This is a genomic window from Azomonas macrocytogenes (assembly GCF_014191985.1).
Taxonomy (GTDB): Bacteria; Pseudomonadota; Gammaproteobacteria; order Pseudomonadales; family Pseudomonadaceae; genus Azomonas; species Azomonas macrocytogenes.
In genome coordinates this window covers 175316-190757 of record NZ_JACHXI010000001.1, presented here as the reverse complement: position 1 = coordinate 190757, position 15442 = coordinate 175316, and the positions used below count along the sequence as shown (strand labels likewise).

The window sequence follows — 15442 nt, the reverse complement described above, 5'->3', positions numbered from 1 at the left end:
CGGCTTCGGGCCGCCGTCCTTAGGAGTCCTGCTTCATGTCAGTCAAGGTTCTGGTCGTAGATGACTCCGGCTTTTTTCGCCGGCGCCTTACCGAGATCTTCTCGTCCGACGCCGGTCTCGAAGTCGTCGGCACGGCCAGCAATGGCCGGGAGGCGATAGAGCAGGCGCTACTGCTGAAGCCGGACGTCATTACCATGGATTACGAGATGCCACTGATGGATGGTATCTCGGCGGTCAGGCAGATCATGCAGCGCTGTCCGACCCCTGTCCTGATGTTCTCGTCGCTCACGTGCGAAGGAGCGCGCGTCACGCTCGATGCTCTGGACGCCGGTGCGGTCGATTATCTTCCGAAGAGTTTCGAAGACATTTCCCGCAATCCGGAAAAGGTCAAACAGTTGCTTTGCGAAAAGGTAAAGGATATCGCTCGCAGCAATCGCCGGCTGTCGGCCTTTTCCGGCACGGCGGCGCTGTCGTCCGGGTTTGCGGCCACGGCACGCACAGGTGCGCCGCTGGCGCCGGCCAGGCGTACGGACTCGGCGCTGGCGGCTTCCAGTCTTTGCGCAGCGCCCAGGCGCAGGGCTTACCGGTTGGTCACCATCGGCACCTCGACTGGCGGCCCGGTGGCCTTGCAGCAGGTCTTGACCCGGTTGCCGGAGAATTTTCCCGCTCCGCTCATTTTGGTCCAGCATATGCCGGCAACCTTTACCAAGGCGTTCGCCGAGCGTCTGGATAAACTCTGTCGGATTGAGGTCAGGGAAGCCGCTGACGGCGATCATCTGCGGCCCGGTCTTGCGCTGCTGGCGCCTGGCGGCAAGCAACTGATGCTCGATGGGCGTGGCGTCGTGCGTATCCTGCCGGGAGACGAACGATTGAATTACAAACCCAGTGTGGATATCACTTTCGGTTCGGCGGCCAAGGTTTTCCAGGATAAGGTGCTCGCCATCGTACTGACCGGCATGGGCGCCGATGGCCGCGAGGGGGCACGCCTGCTCAAGGCGTGCGGTAGCCAGGTCTGGGCCCAGGATGAGGCCAGTTGCGTGATTTATGGAATGCCCATGGCCATCGTCAAGGCTAATCTTCACGACGCCATTTATAGTCTCGATGACATCGGCCAGCGTCTGGCCGATGCCTGCCAGTAGAGTCTTTGCATGGATATCTTGAGCATCATCGGGCTGGCTCTGGCGTTCGTTGCCATCATCGGCGGAAATTTTCTCGAGGGCGGTAATGCCGCGGCCCTGCTCAACGGTGCGGCGGCATTGATCGTCTTTGGCGGCACCCTGGGCGCGGTGTTGCTGCAAACGCCCTTGAACGTGTTTCGCCGTGCCCTGTATCTGGCGCGCTGGATTCTCTTTCCGCCGCGTATCGAGCTGGCGTCCGGTATCGCCCGCGTGATCGGCTGGAGCCAGATCGCCCGCAAGGAAGGCCTGCTGGGGCTTGAGCCGGCTGCCGATACCGAAGCGGACGCCTATGCGCGCAAAGGTCTGCAGCTGCTGGCCGATGGCGTCGAACCGGCGGTGATCCGCGCCATCATGGAGGTCGATATCGACACCCAGGAAAGCCGCGATCTGCGTGCCGCCCGGGTATTCGAAAGCATGGGCGGCTACGCGCCTACGGTCGGCATCATCGGTGCGGTGATGGGGCTGATTCATGTGATGGGGAATCTGGCCGAGCCTTCCCAACTGGGTGGCGGTATCGCCGTGGCTTTCGTGGCGACCATTTACGGCGTCGGTTTCGCCAACCTGCTGCTGTTGCCCATGGGCAACAAGCTCAAGGGCGTGGTGCAGCAGCAGACGCGTTATCGGGAAATGCTCCTCGAAGGCTTGCTGTCGATTGCCGAAGGCGAGAATCCACGTTCCATCGAGCTGAAGCTGCAAGGCTTCATGGATTGATGCCATGAGTCGACGCAAACGTTCCGAAGAATTCCCGAACCACGAGCGCTGGTTGGTTTCCTACGCCGATTTCATTACGCTGCTATTCGCCTTCTTTGTCGTGATGTATTCGATTTCCTCGCTTAACGAGGACAAATACAAAATCATTGCCGAGTCTCTGGGGGACGTTTTTATGCAGGCGGAGCGTCCGGCCCAACTGATTTCCGTCGGCGAAGAAACACCTCGCGCTATCGCCCAGGAGCCAGAGGGAGTTTCCGGGCAAATCCAGGATCCTTTGGAAGGTATTGCCCAGAGTCTGCGCCAGGCGTTCGGTGGCATGCTCGCGGATGGCCGGCTCAAACTGCGTGGTAACGAAACCTGGTTGGAAATCGAGCTCAACTCCAGCCTGCTGTTTTCCAGTGGCGATGCCATTCCCAACGACTCGGCTTTGCTTCTGATCGAAGGAATCGCCAAGATTCTTGCGCCCTACCGGAACCCGATCAAGGTGGAAGGCTATACCGATAACCTGCCGATCAGCACCGCCAGCTACCCGACTAATTGGGAATTGTCCGCGGCTCGTGCTGCCAGCGTCGTACGGCTACTGGCTGCCCATGGTGTCACGCCTGCCAGACTATCGGCTGTGGGCTATGGCGAATATCAGCCCGTGGCGGATAACCGTAATGCGCTGGGTCGAGCACGCAACCGGCGCGTCGTGCTGGCGATTTCGCGCGATCTGGATATTCCTCGGCTTTCCAGTACGTTCGATACGGCTATGCCGCCAGATGTTGGCATGCAACCTGCTGAAATCCTTGGTACTCAAGGAGCCGTTCCGGATTCCGTCAATTCCCCGTCGTCCCGATAGGCAAATCCACTACCGGCTTGCCGTCCGGTTGGAAGGAAAATCAGCGATGAAAATCTGGGCTGTAGCCAATCAGAAAGGTGGAGTGGGCAAGACCACTACAGCCGTTGCCCTGGCCGGGTTGCTGGCCGATATGGGCAGGCGCGTGGTTATCGTCGATCTGGACCCGCATGGATCGATGACCAGCTACTTCGGCTACGATCCCGATCGCCTCGAGCGCAGCGCCTTCGAGCTGTTTCGCCAGCAAGGTGCCGTACCGCAAGGGCTGGCTGCCGAACTGCTGCTTGATACCAGTCACGAACATATCTCCCTGCTGCCGTCGAGCACCGTATTGGCGACACTGGAGCGCCAGGCGCCGGGGCAAAGCGGGTTGGGGCTGGTGGTCGGACGTGCCTTGACGCAGCTCTGGAAGCGTTTCGACCATGCCCTGATCGATAGCCCGCCGCTGTTGGGGGTGCTGATGGTCAACGCCCTGGCTGCCAGTCAACAGTTGATCGTGCCGGTGCAGACCGAGTTTCTTGCGTTGAAAGGGCTCGAACGCATGACCAACACCCTGGCGATGATCAATCGCTCACGGCGCCAGCCCTTGCCGCATACCATTGTCCCGACCCTGTTCGACCGGCGCACGCAAGCCTCGACGGATACGCTCAAGGTGTTGCACGCCCATTACGCGGAACACCTGTGGCCGGCCTTCGTTCCGGTCGATACCAGGCTACGGGGCGCCAGTCGTGCCGGGCTTACTCCTTCCCGCTACGATTCCGGTAGTCGCGCCGTACTGGCTTACCGGGCATTGCTCAAGTATTTGCTGGCGGCGCAGACAACCTGTGAGGTTGCCTGAGATGTCCGGGCAAAGACTTTTACCTGAGGTATCCGGCCGCTTGCGAACACTATCGATGGATCATTACCCACCTGTCTTGCCGAGAGGCGTCGCATGAGTCGTATACCGACGGCCATTCCGCCACAGGTGGCTTTGCAATCCTACCTGGATGATCTGCTGCAGGAAGCCACCGATCCTGCTGGCAGCGATGCGCCGCTGTCGGCGGAATCGGTAAGCCATGAAGAGTTCGCCGCGGCGGTGCGGGAAGAACGCCTGCGTGATGGCTGGCAAACGCGTAATGAGCAGCGTTCCAGTGCTGCACCGCTCATCCAGACCGCTGTATCCGGCGCGCTGCCTGTTCCGCTTTCTGGCAGACCGCAGAGCGCTGCTGCAAACGCTGCCGCAGGCGAACCGGAGTCCTTGCCCATTTATGCGCGACCGGTCTGGAGCGAGGCTCCCTTCGAATGCCTGTTGTTCGACGTGGCTGGGTTAACGCTGGCCGTACCGCTGATTTGCCTGGGCTCGATCCATCCCTTGAAAGACGAAGAACTGACCCCTTTGTTCGGCCAGCCAGACTGGTTTCTTGGCATCCTGCCGCGCCGGGCGGGCAATCTGAAGGTCGTGGATACTGCTCGCTGGTTGCTGGGCGAGCGGTATCGGGAGGCTTACCGCCAGGGACTCAAGTACCTGATTTCGCTACAGGGATGCGAGTGGGGGTTGGCAGTTCATCAGGTAAGCCATTCGATCCATCTGGAGGCGCGGCAAATCAAGTGGCGTACGCAACGCAATCAGCGCCCCTGGCTGGCCGGAACCGTCATCGACCGGATGTGCGCCTTGCTGGATGTCGCGGTGCTGGCCGAACTGATCGCTGCCGGGGGTGAGCGCGACAGCCTGGCGGGAAATCCGCCGCGAACATGATCGATGACACGCCCTGAATGATCGCCGGTCCGGCGCTGACCGGTGCGCAAGGGAAATCGACTGCCCAGGCAGTCTTACTAGAAGGCCGATTACATGAAAATGACTTCCTCCGTTCAGAGTGCCGATGATCCGGTCCTGCAATGGGTCACCTTTCATCTGGACAACGAAACCTACGGGATCAACGTGATGCAGGTCCAGGAGGTGTTGCGCTATACCGAAATCGCGCCGGTACCAGGTGCTCCCGGTTACGTCCTGGGGATCATCAACCTGCGTGGCAATGTGGTCACGGTGATCGACACACGCCAGCGCTTCGGCCTCGACCCGGTGCCGGTGGCGGATAACACCCGCATTGTCATTATCGAGGTTGAGCGCCAGGTGGTCGGCATTCTGGTGGACAGCGTGGCTGAGGTGGTTTACTTGCACCAGTCGGAAATCGAAACCGCACCCAACGTCGGTAATGACGAGTCGGCCAAATTCATCCAGGGCGTTTGCAACAAGAATGGCGAATTGCTGATTCTGGTCGAACTGGAAAAGCTGATGAGCGACGATGAATGGTCTGAAATAGAGAACCTCTGACTCATGTCTCTGCTCTTGCTCGTACAACTACTTGCAGTTTGCTGCCTCGTCTTGGCCGGCCTTGGCGGCTGGCTGTTTTTTCGCCAGAAATCGCAGCAAAAGCAATACACCGAGTTTGCGGCGAAGTACGAGCAGCTTGTACTGAAATTGACTCGAAGACTTGATGTAGGTGAAGAAATCAATATCCGTATCGGTGAAGAATTGCGCGAACTGCGTAGCATCGTCATGCCGCTGTCGGAACGGATCGGCCAGTTGGAGCAGCGCGACCCAGGCAGTCTGTCTTTCAGCCAGGCAGCGCACCTGATGAATCTTGGCGTCAGTGTCGAGGATCTGAGCCAGACCTGCGGTTTGACCCGGGCCGAGGCTGAATTGATGAGTCGGTTACACGAAAAGCGTAGTTCGAGCTGATCGGCCAGGCGGTTGCCGGACGATGATCTTTTTCCGACCTAATCGCCCATGGGGCACCGGCCCGAAGTTTGCGTGTTGTGTTGACTATTTAGCCGGATATCGGCGCAGTGGCCGAATCCTTGCCTCTACGTATGCTCTCGAAGCTGACATCAAGTTGGTCGAATAATCCAGGAGAAGTCATGTCTCGCATCCTGATCTTCGCGGTGTTTTTGATTCCCGGTTGGCTGTCGGCGCAGGAAATCCCCAGGCGAATCAAGGATGTCGCGACAGTGAATCTTTTCCAGGCCAAGCAGCTCTACGACAAGGGGGCGGTATTTGTTGATATCAGGCCGACTCCCGAGTGGAGCTGGGGGCATGTGCATGGCGCAGTACACCTGGATTTCTACGACGAATTCGGCAACCTCGAAGAAAAGCGCTGGCCCCGGGATGTTCCCCTAGTCATTTATTGCGATAGCGATCTGTGCGAAAACGGCGCAGCAGCGGCCGGGCTTGCAGCGACCTGGGGCTACCGGCACGTTTACTACTTTCGCGATGGCTATTTTGCCTGGCAGTTGGCCGATCTTCCGCAGGGCAAGGGAATGGCCGGCGAACTGGTTTCGCTCAGTGCTCAGGTGCGTTGAGCTGGGGAAGATCGGCCAGGGCGGCAGTTGGTTGTTCATCGCTGGCAAAGCCAGCTGGACATTTTCCCTTGAGGTGCCAGGCGAACGCGATGATTTCAGCGATACAACGATACAGCGCTTGCGGAATCGCATCGCCCAACTCCAGTTGCGCCAGCAGGCGTACCAGTTCGGCATTCTCGTAAATGGGAACCTCATGCTCCCGGGCGAGGGCGAGAATGGCCTCGGCCAAGTCGGCATCGCCCTTGGCGGTGAGGCTGGGGGCACTGATGCCATCGTAGCCGAGGGCTACGGCCTGGCGTCGATCTGCCTGTCTATCGTTATTCATGCTGTCTCATCCACGAAGCGTTGCTCCAGTGTGGTGCGCGGAGTCTGCGTCGGGATGCCCTGGCGACAACTCAACTCGCCCACGTTCAGACCGGCCTGAAGCAGGCGCTGGCGGAGATTGTCCAGCTCGCTCGATACGAGTTGCGCCGTATGCGGCTGCTCGGCCCAGAGCTGGCTGGAAAGGGTGCCATCGAGCAGTTGGGCCTGGACTTGCAGCAGCCCCAAGGGGGAAACGTCGAAAGCCAGTTCTATTTTCCAGAGGATGCGGGATTCGTTTTTGTTCCGCTCCTGCTGGCTGGCAGGTGCGGACTCTTCCTCGCGTTGTATCCAGGCCTGCAGGGGGACGATGTCGTTGCCGTTACGCATGGGGATTTCCAGTTGCCAGGTCGTCTGGGTCAAGCCTTCTGGCGTGGTCTGAGTCTGGGCAAGGCTCGCAAGCTGGTGGGTCTGCAGGCGGGAAATGGCCGCGCTGGCCAGTTTCAGCAAGGACTCCAGATCGCGGTTGTCGCCGAGTCCTGGCAGCAGCCGGTTGGGTAACGGAAAGTCGAGAGCCTGTTGGCGCGAAGACGCGCCAAGCGCTCCCAGCATCTGCCGGGCCAGGGCGGGAAGCGCCTGGGCCATACCGCTGCTGATCTGGGCGAAGGCCTGCGGCGAGCTTCCCGGCAAATTGGGCGGCAGTTGGGCGATCAGGCGCAGCAGGCCGGCTTTTAGATCGTCCTGGGTATTTTCCGTTTGTCCGGCCAACAGTTTCGTTTCGAAAAACAGGCCGCTTTCCTGTAGCGTTTTTGCCAGTACCCGAGCGTCGGTCAGTTGCTGCATGTCCGGTAGCAGGGCCAATAGCCGGTCGGCTGCCTGGCGCGAGGCGGGCGGTAAGTCATCTGTGGTTTGCAGCGCATCGAATAACGGCAGAAGCGAAGCTTGCCGGGCAAATTGAGTGTTTAGCTGATGGCTGAGTTCCAGCCGGTCCTGCTGGTCACCCAAAGGCACGAAGGTCAGTGCCAGATTATCGCGTACCTGCGCCGTCAACAGGCTGCCGACCGGTAATGGCCGACTGGACTCCATGATGAGCCGGCGCCCGGCCAGCGGCGTGTCGAGCAGATCGACCACTATTTTGAACGTCTTTGTCGCGCCTTGTATGTCCGCTTGGCTGGCCACTACTTTGGCCTGTAGCCGGGTGCCTGGCGGAACCCGTTCACTATCGAGGCTTTCCAGGGGTTGCTGCAAGGCCGGCTGCAGACTGGCCAACAAGCGGTTTTGCGCAAGTGCCGTAACCGTGTAGGCACTGCCCAGCGAAACGGGGGCCGGGCTGGTGGCATTCAACGTGGCCTGGCGACCATTATCCAGGGTCAGGCGCAGCGCTATCTGGAAATCCTGGGCCGCCTGGCGAACTTCGACGACTTCAGCTACCGAGCTCTCGCCGATGGCCAGAAGCCCTTGCAGCGGCTGGACCAGTTTCAAGGCCAGCTCCGTCGAAAGGCTTGCCGGACGCGGAGCATGGGGCTGGGCGAGTGGTTGGGTTGCCTTGATTTCGCTCATCTGAATATCGCGAGTCTCTTCGATACTTTCTACTGGCAGAAGATGGGTATCGCTCGTTGTATCGAAACGGGTATAGACCACATCGGGAGCGGTCTGCCGAACATTATCTCCTACCGGTTGCAGCAGGAACTGGAAATCCGGCACCGGCGCTCGGGCTCCGATACTTTCCGCTTTTGCGTCGCTGGCAAGCAAGGCGTGTCGCAGCGCCTGTAGCTGCGCTGCCGGATCGACAGCCTGGGTAACTGTCCGGATGATCGTTTGAGTCGCCTTGATGCCAATCATGGAGGTATCGAAAACCTTTGCCTGATGGGGAGTGCCATGGGTCGATCGGAATCGGGGCAGGTGACACAAAATGGATCTCGCTTCCAGACCCTTCGTCAGTCTGTGGCCGGCTTTGCCAGCCTGGCGAAGCTGTAACCTTCGAGGAATGAAGCGAGCATGTATAATCGCGTGACATTCGATTCGCTCGTTCCTCTGTAACGGCCGGATCTTTTTCATCTTGAGCAGTCGACGGGCTTCGGGTCCGCTTTCAGGCAGCAGTACACTCGAGACCAACAGCCCCGATGTCAGATTCCGCTCCGCCCATTCCTTTTCTTGCCACTGTAGGCCTCGCTTGCGAGCGTGATCGTCGGTTGCTGTTCGATCAGCTCGAGCTGCACCTGCAACCGGGAGACATGCTGCAGGTAGCCGGCCCCAACGGCAGCGGCAAGACAAGTTTGCTACGTTTGCTGGCTGGCCTGATGCCGCCTACCGAAGGTTCTGTGTTGCTGGCCGGTAAGCCGCTGGCGGCGCAGCGTACGGAACTGGCGCGCAGCTTGCTCTGGATTGGCCATGCAGCCGGGATCAAGGGGTTGCTGAGTGCCGAAGAGAATCTCGCCTGGCTGGGTGCACTGAACCGGTGCGGCTCGACCTCTCGCGAGGCGATCTGGACGGCGCTGGCCGAGGTCGGGCTACGCGGTTTCGAGGATGTGCCTTGCCATACGCTATCCGCCGGCCAGCAGCGCCGGGTCGCGCTGGCCAGGTTGTATCTGGCGCCGCCGCCGCTCTGGATTCTCGATGAGCCTTTCACCGCTCTCGACAAGGCTGGCGTGGCCCAGGTGGAAATCCACCTGGCCCGGCATTGCGAGCAGGGTGGAATGGTTGTGTTCACCACCCATCACAGCCTGACGGAGAAAGCCCGGAATTTTCGTGAGCTAGACCTGGGATTGCGCGCCGCATGAGCAACGTTTTTCTGCTGCTGGCCATGCATGAGGCCCGGCTGCTCTGTCGGCGCCCGGCTGAGCTGGCCAACCCGCTGGTGTTCTTCGCCATCGTGATTGCACTCTTTCCGCTGGCGGTGGGGCCGGAAACGCAACTGCTGCAGGGTATTTCACCGGGGTTGCTCTGGGTCGCGGCGCTGTTGGCCGTGCTGCTGTCTCTGGACGGCCTGTTCCGTGGCGATTTCGAGGACGGTTCGCTGGAGCAGTGGATCGTGTCGGGTTATCCCTTGCCGTTGCTGGTGCTGGCCAAGGTCCTGGCGCACTGGCTGTTTTCTGGGTTGGCACTGGTGTTGCTCGCACCTTTGCTCGGTTTGATGCTCGGTCTGCCAGCCAGTGCCTTGCCCGTGCTGGTGCTGTCCCTGATGTTGGGCACGCCGGTCCTGAGCCTGCTCGGAGCGGTCGGGGCGGCCCTGACCGTTGGGCTCAAGCGCGGAGGCCTGTTGCTCGCCCTGTTGATCCTGCCGTTGTACGTGCCAGTGCTGATTCTTGGCAGCGGGGCACTGCAGGCAGCCTTGCAAGGCTTGCCTGCGACCGGTCATTTGCTGTGGCTGGCCAGCCTGGCCGCATTGGCGGTCACCCTGGCACCTTTCGCCATCGCTGCCGGGCTGACCATCGGAGTGGGCGAATGAAGTCGATAGCCCTTGGCATGGATCTGGCCGATAACCCGATTTCTGGTATGAGAATCCAATGACGATGAGCTGGACGTGGTTGCACAAACTGGGTTCGCCCAAATGGTTCTATGAGATCAGTGGGCGCTGGCTGTCCTGGCTGGCCTGGGCGGCGGCGTTGCTGATCGGCATCGGCATCGCCTGGGGGCTGGCCTTCGCCCCGGCGGATTACCAGCAGGGCAATAGCTTTCGCATTATCTACATCCACGTACCGGCGGCATTTCTCGCTCAGTCGATCTACGTCATGCTGGCCGTGGCTGGGGTGGTCGGGCTGGTCTGGAAGATGAAGCTGGCCGATGTCGCCTTGCAGCAGGCCGCGCCCATCGGTGCCTGGATGTGTTTCGTCGCACTGTTGACCGGTGCCATCTGGGGCAAGCCGACTTGGGGCGCCTGGTGGGTCTGGGATGCGCGCCTGACGTCGATGCTGATCCTGCTGTTTCTGTATTTCGGCATCATTGCCCTGGGGCAGGCGATCGGTAATCGTGATAGCGCGGCCAAGGCTTGCGCGGTATTGGCGATTGTCGGCGTGGTGAATATCCCGATCATCAAATACTCGGTCGAGTGGTGGAATACCTTGCATCAGACGGCCACTTTCAAGTTGACGGAGAAACCGGCGATGCCGGTCGAGATGTGGTTGCCGTTGCTAGTCCTGGTCATCGGCTTCTATTGCTTTTTCGCGGTTGTGCTGCTGCTGCGCATGCGCCTGGAAGTACTCAAGCGCGAATCGCGCAGTGCTTGGGCCAGGACCGAAGTTGCGGCGCTGGTGGAGCGACGGTCATGAGTTTTTCATCTTTCGCTGAATTTCTCGCCATGGGCCGGCATGGCCTGTATGTCTGGTCGTCCTTCGGCATCACTCTGGTGGTGTTGGCGCTGAATGTGGCACTGCCGCTATTGGCGCGGCGGCGTTATCTGCAGGAAGAGGCGCGGCGTATGCGCCGGGAGGAAATGCAGTGAATCCTGTGCGTAAGAAGCGCTTGTTCATCGTGCTGGCGATTCTCGCCGGGGTGGGAATTGCTGCGGCGTTGGCGCTTTCTGCCTTGCAGCAGAACATCAACCTTTTCTACACACCGAGCCAGATCGCCCAGGGCGAGGCTCCGGCAGGCGCCCGGATTCGTGCCGGCGGGCTGGTGGAGAAAGGCTCGCTCGAACGCGGCCAGGATTCGCTGACGGTCTCCTTTCGTGTGACTGACGGTATTGCAACCGTCACGGTGCGTTATCAGGGCATCCTGCCCGATCTGTTCCGCGAAGGGCAGGGTATCGTGGCCCTGGGGCGGGTCGATGCCAATGGCGCCCTGCTGGCCGACGAGGTGCTGGCCAAGCATGACGAGAACTACATGCCGCCGGAAGTAACCCAGGCGCTGGAGCAGAGCGGCATGCTCAAACACTACGAGACAGCCAACCGGGAGACGCCGAAATGATTCCGGAACTTGGTCATCTGGCGATGATCCTGGCCCTCTGCATGGCAATCATACAGGGCACTTTGCCGTTGATTGGCGCCTGGCGCGGTGATCGGCTGTGGATGGGGCTGGCGCAGCCGGCGGCCTGGGGACAATTCGCCTTTCTGCTGTTTGCCTTCGCCTGTCTGGCCCAGGCTTTCCTGGCCGACGATTTCTCCGTTACCTATGTAGCGGCCAACTCCAACAGCGCCTTGCCCTGGTACTACAAACTCAGCGCGGTTTGGGGCTCCCATGAGGGCTCGCTCTTGCTTTGGGCCCTGATTCTCGGTGGCTGGACCTTCGCCGTATCGGTGCTATCCCGCCAATTACCGGAGGACATGCTGGCCCGGGTGCTGGGTGTGATGGGGTTGATCAGTATTGGTTTCCTGGCGTTTCTGATCGTTACTTCCAACCCTTTCGAGCGCCTATTACCGCAAGCGCCGGCTGATGGGCGCGACCTCAATCCATTGCTGCAGGACTTTGGCCTGGTGGTGCATCCACCGATGCTCTACATGGGCTACGTCGGTTTTTCCGTGGCTTTCGCCTTTGCCATCGCCGCGCTGCTCGGTGGTCGGTTGGACGCCGCCTGGGCCCGTTGGTCGAGGCCCTGGACGCTGGTTGCCTGGACTTTTCTCGGGATCGGCATCGTGCTCGGCTCCTGGTGGGCCTATTACGAGCTCGGCTGGGGCGGCTGGTGGTTCTGGGACCCGGTGGAAAATGCCTCGCTCATGCCCTGGTTGGTGGGCACGGCGCTGCTGCATTCGCTGGCCGTGACCGAGAAGCGCGGGTTGTTCAAGAGTTGGACGGTACTGCTGGCCATCGCGGCCTTTTCACTCAGCTTGCTAGGCACCTTCCTGGTGCGTTCCGGTGTGTTGACCTCGGTGCATGCCTTCGCCACCGATCCCGAGCGCGGCGTGTTCATCCTGGCGTTCCTGCTGCTGGTGGTTGGCGGTTCCCTGACGCTGTTCGCGCTGCGGGCGCCGGTGGTCAAGAGCCGGATCGGTTTCGCCCTGCGCTCGCGGGAAAGCCTGCTGCTGGTGAATAACCTGATTCTGGTGGTCGCTACCGCGACCATCCTGCTCGGCACGCTCTATCCGCTGCTGTTGGATGCTTTGTCCGGTACCAAGCTGTCCGTCGGTCCACCGTACTTCAACACCTTGTTCCTGCCATTGATGGCCCTGCTGATGTTCACCCTGGCGGTGGGCGTGTTGTTGCGCTGGAAGGATACGCCGCTGCAATGGCTGCTCGGCATGCTGATCCCGGTGCTGCTCGCCAGTGTGGCGCTCGGCATGCTGGCTTCACTGTGGTTCGACGATTTCTATTGGTCAGTGCTGGCGGTCAGTTTGCTGGCTGCCTGGGTGATACTGGCCGGCTTGCGCGACCTGCTTGGCAAGATCCGCCACAAGAGCGTGCTGCAAGGCCTGCGTAGCCTGACGCCAAGTTACTGGGGAATGCAGTTGGCCCATGCCGGCGTTGCCATCTGCGCACTCGGCATCGTGTTGAGCACCCAGCAGAACGTAGAGCGCGATTTGCGCATGGCGCCCGGTGATGTGCTGGAGTTGAGTGGCTATCGCTTTGGTTTCGAAGGAACCACCCATGCAGAAGGCCCCAACTATGTATCCGACAAAGCCAGCATCCGGGTTAGCAAGGAAGAGGGTAGCGAGGTAGCGGTATTACATCCGGAAAAACGCCTCTACCTGGTCCAACGCATGCCGATGACCGAAGCGGGTATCGATGCCGGCCTGACGCGTGATCTCTACGTGGCCCTGGGCGAGCCTTTGGAAAATGGTGCCTGGGCGGTGCGCGTACATATAAAACCCTTTGTCCGCTGGATCTGGCTGGGTGGTTTGCTGATGGCTTGTGGCGGGGCGCTGGCGGCCAGTGACCAGCGTTATCGCGTCAAGGTCAAGACGGGCGTACGCGCGGCGCTGGGAATGAGCAATCGAGGCGTTCAAGCATGAAACGAATTCTGCTGTTATTGCCGCTGGCGATCTTTCTGGCCGTTGCGGTATTTCTCTATCGGGGCCTGTTTCTGAATCCGGCCGAACTGCCGTCAGCCCTGATCGGCAAACCAGTGCCGGCGTTTTCCCTGCCTGCGGTCGACGATCCGCAGCGAATACTGAGTGCGGCTGACCTCCAGGGGCGGCCAGCATTGCTGAACGTCTGGGCAACCTGGTGCGTGGCCTGCAAGGCCGAGCATCCGGTACTGAACAAACTGGCCGGGCAAGGCATTCTAATTCATGGCATCAATTACAAGGATGACAATGCCGCCGCCCGGAAATGGCTCGAACAATTCCATAATCCCTACCAGCTCGATATCCGTGATGAGCAGGGCAGCCTTGGGCTGGATCTTGGCGTGTATGGCGCGCCGGAAACCTTCTTCATCGACAAGCAGGGCATCATCCGTCACAAGTATGTAGGCGCTATCGATGAACGTGTCTGGCGCGAGCAGCTCGCTCCGCTCTATCAGGAGTTGGTCAACGAATGAAGCGAGTGCTTGCGACCATTTTGCTGAGCCTGGCGCTGACCAGCCAGGCGGCCATCGATACCTATCAGTTTGCCGACGAGGCCGAGCGCGAGCGCTACCGTACGCTGACCGAAGAGTTGCGCTGCCCCATGTGCCAGAACCAGAATATCGCCGACTCCAACGCCCCGATCGCCATGGATCTGCGCAAGGAGATCTTCCGCATGCTGGGACAAGGCCAGAGCAACGAGCAGATAGTCGACTACCTGGTGGCGCGCTACGGTGATTTTGTCCGTTACAAGCCGCCGTTGAAGGCGGATACGCTGCTGCTCTGGTTTGGCCCTGCTCTATTCCTGTTGATCGGTTTCGGGGTCTTGCTGTTCGTTGTCCTGCGCAAGCGGCGTACGGCGACCGGCGCGGCGGATCAAACGCTTTCCCAGGCCGAGCGCAAGCGGCTCGCCTCCTTGCTGGATAATCGCAACCCATGATCGATTTCTGGATCGGTGCCAGCCTGTTATTGCTGGCCGCCCTGGCTTTTTTGCTGATTCCCCTGTGGCGTGGTCGTCGCGCCCAGGCCGAACAGGATCGGACGGCGCTGAACGTCGCCCTGTATCAGGAACGCCTGAGCGAACTGCAGGCCCAGCGTGAGATGGGCGCCCTCGATGCCGGACAGTTGGAGATTGCCCAGGCGGAAGCCGGGCGAGAATTGCTGGAGGATACCGAAAGTGCCCGTGAGCGGCCCGACACCTCGTTGGGCAGGACTATTCCTCTGCTCGCCATCTTGCTGGTGCCGGTGCTCGCCATCGGCCTGTATCTGCACTGGGGAGCCAGCGATCAGCTTGAACTGGCTCGTGAATTCGCCAGGCAACCGTCGTCCATGGCAGAGATGACTGTGCGCCTCGAACGGGCCGTCCAGCTGCAACCGAATTCCGCCGAGGGGTGGTATCTGCTCGGTCGCACCTATATGGCCCAGGAGCGTCCCGCCGATGCGGCGCGCGCGTTCGAGCAGGTAGTAAAACTGAGCGGACGCCAGCCGGAACTGCTTGGGCAATGGGCTCAGGCACTGTATTTTGCCGAAGGCCGCCAGTGGACCGAAAAGCTGCAGGTACTTGCCGACGAAGCTCTGCAGGGAAACCCGAACGAGCCGACCACGCTTGGCCTGCTGGGTATTGTCGCCTTCGAAGCCGAGCGTTTCGAGGCCGCGGCCGACTACTGGCAGCGCCTGGTATCCTCGCTGCCTGAGCAGGACCCGTCGCGTGCAGCGATCCAGAGTGGGATCAACCAGGCCCGCGCCAGGCAAGCCTTGCCGGGTGCAACAGCAACGGACTCCGCATCGGTCGCAGCGCAGTTGCGTATCAGGGTAAGTCTGGCTGCATCGCTCGGTAAGCGAGTCAAGCCGGACGATAGCGTATTCGTCTTTGCCCAGGCTGCGTCCGGTCCGGCAATGCCATTGGCGGTGAAACGGCTCAAGGTGGCCGATCTGCCGGCTGTCGTGACGCTCGGGGATGGCGATGCAATGATGGCACAATTGAAACTGTCCGATTTCCAGCAGGTCCGACTGACTGCTCGCATATCCCGATCCGGCGATGCCACCAAAGGCGAATGGAAAGGCGAAAGCGAACCGTTGGCAGTGAGCGGCCAGCTTGTACAACTGAGTATCGACCAGCCCGACAAGCAGCCTTGAGGATG

The 15442-nt window shown here is 60.5% G+C and carries 19 protein-coding genes; 17 read left to right on the top strand and 2 right to left on the bottom strand.

Annotated features, from left to right (window positions below):
• Positions 1–35: 35 nt before the first annotated feature.
• From FHR87_RS00870 to FHR87_RS00835, 8 genes are all read left to right on the top strand, one after another.
• Positions 36–1139 (top strand): protein-glutamate methylesterase/protein-glutamine glutaminase, encoded by a 1104-nt coding sequence (locus FHR87_RS00870; protein WP_183164808.1) that lies wholly within the window; start codon positions 36–38, stop codon positions 1137–1139.
• A gap of 9 nt (positions 1140–1148) precedes the next feature.
• Positions 1149–1889 (top strand): flagellar motor protein, encoded by a 741-nt coding sequence (locus FHR87_RS00865; RefSeq protein ID WP_183164807.1) that lies wholly within the window; start codon positions 1149–1151, stop codon positions 1887–1889.
• 4 nt (positions 1890–1893) lie between these two features.
• Positions 1894–2730, top strand: coding sequence for a flagellar motor protein MotD (motD, locus tag FHR87_RS00860; protein WP_183164806.1), 837 nt, complete (start codon positions 1894–1896; stop codon positions 2728–2730).
• 46 nt (positions 2731–2776) lie between these two features.
• On the top strand, positions 2777–3565 hold the full coding sequence (locus tag FHR87_RS00855) for a ParA family protein (protein WP_183164805.1): 789 nt from the start codon (positions 2777–2779) through the stop codon (positions 3563–3565).
• A 93-nt stretch (positions 3566–3658) separates the two neighbouring features.
• The gene (locus FHR87_RS00850; RefSeq protein WP_183164804.1) at positions 3659–4462 is read left to right on the top strand and encodes a CheW domain-containing protein; all 804 of its coding nucleotides are present in this window, start codon (positions 3659–3661) and stop codon (positions 4460–4462) included.
• Between the two features lie 93 nt (positions 4463–4555).
• The gene (locus FHR87_RS00845; protein WP_183164803.1) at positions 4556–5038 is read left to right on the top strand and encodes a chemotaxis protein CheW; all 483 of its coding nucleotides are present in this window, start codon (positions 4556–4558) and stop codon (positions 5036–5038) included.
• Positions 5039–5041: 3 nt separating this feature from the next.
• Positions 5042–5446: a DUF2802 domain-containing protein gene (locus FHR87_RS00840; RefSeq protein WP_246335745.1), complete on the top strand. Its 405-nt coding sequence runs from the start codon at positions 5042–5044 to the stop codon at positions 5444–5446.
• A 179-nt stretch (positions 5447–5625) separates the two neighbouring features.
• Positions 5626–6066, top strand: a complete 441-nt coding sequence (locus FHR87_RS00835) for a rhodanese-like domain-containing protein (protein ID WP_183164802.1) — start codon at positions 5626–5628, stop codon at positions 6064–6066.
• Here the strand turns inward: FHR87_RS00835 and FHR87_RS00830 are convergent.
• Both FHR87_RS00830 and fliK read right to left on the bottom strand, forming a co-directional pair.
• On the bottom strand, positions 6047–6391 hold the full coding sequence (locus FHR87_RS00830) for an EscU/YscU/HrcU family type III secretion system export apparatus switch protein (protein ID WP_183164801.1): 345 nt from the start codon (positions 6389–6391) through the stop codon (positions 6047–6049). The two genes, FHR87_RS00835 and FHR87_RS00830, sit on opposite strands and share 20 nt — an antisense overlap.
• Entirely contained in the window at positions 6388–7926 is a 1539-nt protein-coding gene (fliK, locus tag FHR87_RS00825; protein WP_183165109.1) for a flagellar hook-length control protein FliK, read from the bottom strand. Before fliK ends, FHR87_RS00830 begins: the two co-directional genes overlap by 4 nt.
• Positions 7927–8489: 563 nt before the next feature.
• Here fliK and ccmA point away from each other — a divergent pair.
• From ccmA to ccmI, 9 genes are all read left to right on the top strand, one after another.
• Entirely contained in the window at positions 8490–9146 is a 657-nt protein-coding gene (gene ccmA / locus FHR87_RS00820) for a cytochrome c biogenesis heme-transporting ATPase CcmA (protein WP_183164800.1), read from the top strand.
• A complete protein-coding gene (ccmB, locus tag FHR87_RS00815; RefSeq protein ID WP_183164799.1) occupies positions 9143–9814 on the top strand; it encodes a heme exporter protein CcmB in 672 nt (223 codons plus the stop codon). Before ccmA ends, ccmB begins: the two co-directional genes overlap by 4 nt.
• Positions 9815–9878: 64 nt before the next feature.
• Positions 9879–10634 (top strand): heme ABC transporter permease, encoded by a 756-nt coding sequence (locus FHR87_RS00810; protein WP_183165108.1) that lies wholly within the window; start codon positions 9879–9881, stop codon positions 10632–10634.
• Positions 10631–10807, top strand: a complete 177-nt coding sequence (gene ccmD / locus FHR87_RS00805; RefSeq protein ID WP_183164798.1) for a heme exporter protein CcmD — start codon at positions 10631–10633, stop codon at positions 10805–10807. The genes FHR87_RS00810 and ccmD overlap by 4 nt, the downstream gene beginning before the upstream one ends.
• Complete coding sequence (gene ccmE, locus FHR87_RS00800) at positions 10804–11271, top strand: cytochrome c maturation protein CcmE (RefSeq protein ID WP_183164797.1); 468 nt, start codon at positions 10804–10806, stop codon at positions 11269–11271. Before ccmD ends, ccmE begins: the two co-directional genes overlap by 4 nt.
• Entirely contained in the window at positions 11268–13250 is a 1983-nt protein-coding gene (locus FHR87_RS00795) for a heme lyase CcmF/NrfE family subunit (protein WP_183164796.1), read from the top strand. Before ccmE ends, FHR87_RS00795 begins: the two co-directional genes overlap by 4 nt.
• The gene (locus FHR87_RS00790) at positions 13247–13777 is read left to right on the top strand and encodes a DsbE family thiol:disulfide interchange protein (RefSeq protein ID WP_183164795.1); all 531 of its coding nucleotides are present in this window, start codon (positions 13247–13249) and stop codon (positions 13775–13777) included. The genes FHR87_RS00795 and FHR87_RS00790 overlap by 4 nt, the downstream gene beginning before the upstream one ends.
• A complete protein-coding gene (locus FHR87_RS00785) occupies positions 13774–14241 on the top strand; it encodes a cytochrome c-type biogenesis protein (protein WP_183164794.1) in 468 nt (155 codons plus the stop codon). Before FHR87_RS00790 ends, FHR87_RS00785 begins: the two co-directional genes overlap by 4 nt.
• The gene (gene ccmI, locus FHR87_RS00780) at positions 14238–15437 is read left to right on the top strand and encodes a c-type cytochrome biogenesis protein CcmI (RefSeq protein WP_183164793.1); all 1200 of its coding nucleotides are present in this window, start codon (positions 14238–14240) and stop codon (positions 15435–15437) included. Before FHR87_RS00785 ends, ccmI begins: the two co-directional genes overlap by 4 nt.
• Positions 15438–15442 lie beyond the last annotated feature (5 nt).

Excerpts from the sequence above, each read along its gene's own strand:
- FHR87_RS00870 (WP_183164808.1), top strand. The coding sequence starts at position 36 with ATGTCAGTCAAGGTTCTGGTCGTAGATGACTCCGGCTTTTTTCGCCGG.
- FHR87_RS00790 (WP_183164795.1), top strand. The coding sequence starts at position 13,247 with ATGAAACGAATTCTGCTGTTATTGCCGCTGGCGATCTTTCTGGCCGTT.
- ccmD (WP_183164798.1), top strand. The coding sequence starts at position 10,631 with ATGAGTTTTTCATCTTTCGCTGAATTTCTCGCCATGGGCCGGCATGGC.
- FHR87_RS00830 (WP_183164801.1), bottom strand. The coding sequence starts at position 6,391 with ATGAATAACGATAGACAGGCAGATCGACGCCAGGCCGTAGCCCTCGGC.
- motD (WP_183164806.1), top strand. The coding sequence starts at position 1,894 with ATGAGTCGACGCAAACGTTCCGAAGAATTCCCGAACCACGAGCGCTGG.
- ccmB (WP_183164799.1), top strand. The coding sequence starts at position 9,143 with ATGAGCAACGTTTTTCTGCTGCTGGCCATGCATGAGGCCCGGCTGCTC.
- FHR87_RS00840 (WP_246335745.1), top strand. The coding sequence starts at position 5,042 with ATGTCTCTGCTCTTGCTCGTACAACTACTTGCAGTTTGCTGCCTCGTC.
- FHR87_RS00855 (WP_183164805.1), top strand. The coding sequence starts at position 2,777 with ATGAAAATCTGGGCTGTAGCCAATCAGAAAGGTGGAGTGGGCAAGACC.
- FHR87_RS00785 (WP_183164794.1), top strand. The coding sequence starts at position 13,774 with ATGAAGCGAGTGCTTGCGACCATTTTGCTGAGCCTGGCGCTGACCAGC.
- ccmA (WP_183164800.1), top strand. The coding sequence starts at position 8,490 with ATGTCAGATTCCGCTCCGCCCATTCCTTTTCTTGCCACTGTAGGCCTC.
- ccmI (WP_183164793.1), top strand. The coding sequence starts at position 14,238 with ATGATCGATTTCTGGATCGGTGCCAGCCTGTTATTGCTGGCCGCCCTG.
- FHR87_RS00835 (WP_183164802.1), top strand. The coding sequence starts at position 5,626 with ATGTCTCGCATCCTGATCTTCGCGGTGTTTTTGATTCCCGGTTGGCTG.
- FHR87_RS00850 (WP_183164804.1), top strand. The coding sequence starts at position 3,659 with ATGAGTCGTATACCGACGGCCATTCCGCCACAGGTGGCTTTGCAATCC.
- FHR87_RS00810 (WP_183165108.1), top strand. The coding sequence starts at position 9,879 with ATGAGCTGGACGTGGTTGCACAAACTGGGTTCGCCCAAATGGTTCTAT.
- fliK (WP_183165109.1), bottom strand. The coding sequence starts at position 7,926 with ATGAGCGAAATCAAGGCAACCCAACCACTCGCCCAGCCCCATGCTCCG.
- FHR87_RS00845 (WP_183164803.1), top strand. The coding sequence starts at position 4,556 with ATGAAAATGACTTCCTCCGTTCAGAGTGCCGATGATCCGGTCCTGCAA.
- FHR87_RS00795 (WP_183164796.1), top strand. The coding sequence starts at position 11,268 with ATGATTCCGGAACTTGGTCATCTGGCGATGATCCTGGCCCTCTGCATG.
- FHR87_RS00865 (WP_183164807.1), top strand. The coding sequence starts at position 1,149 with ATGGATATCTTGAGCATCATCGGGCTGGCTCTGGCGTTCGTTGCCATC.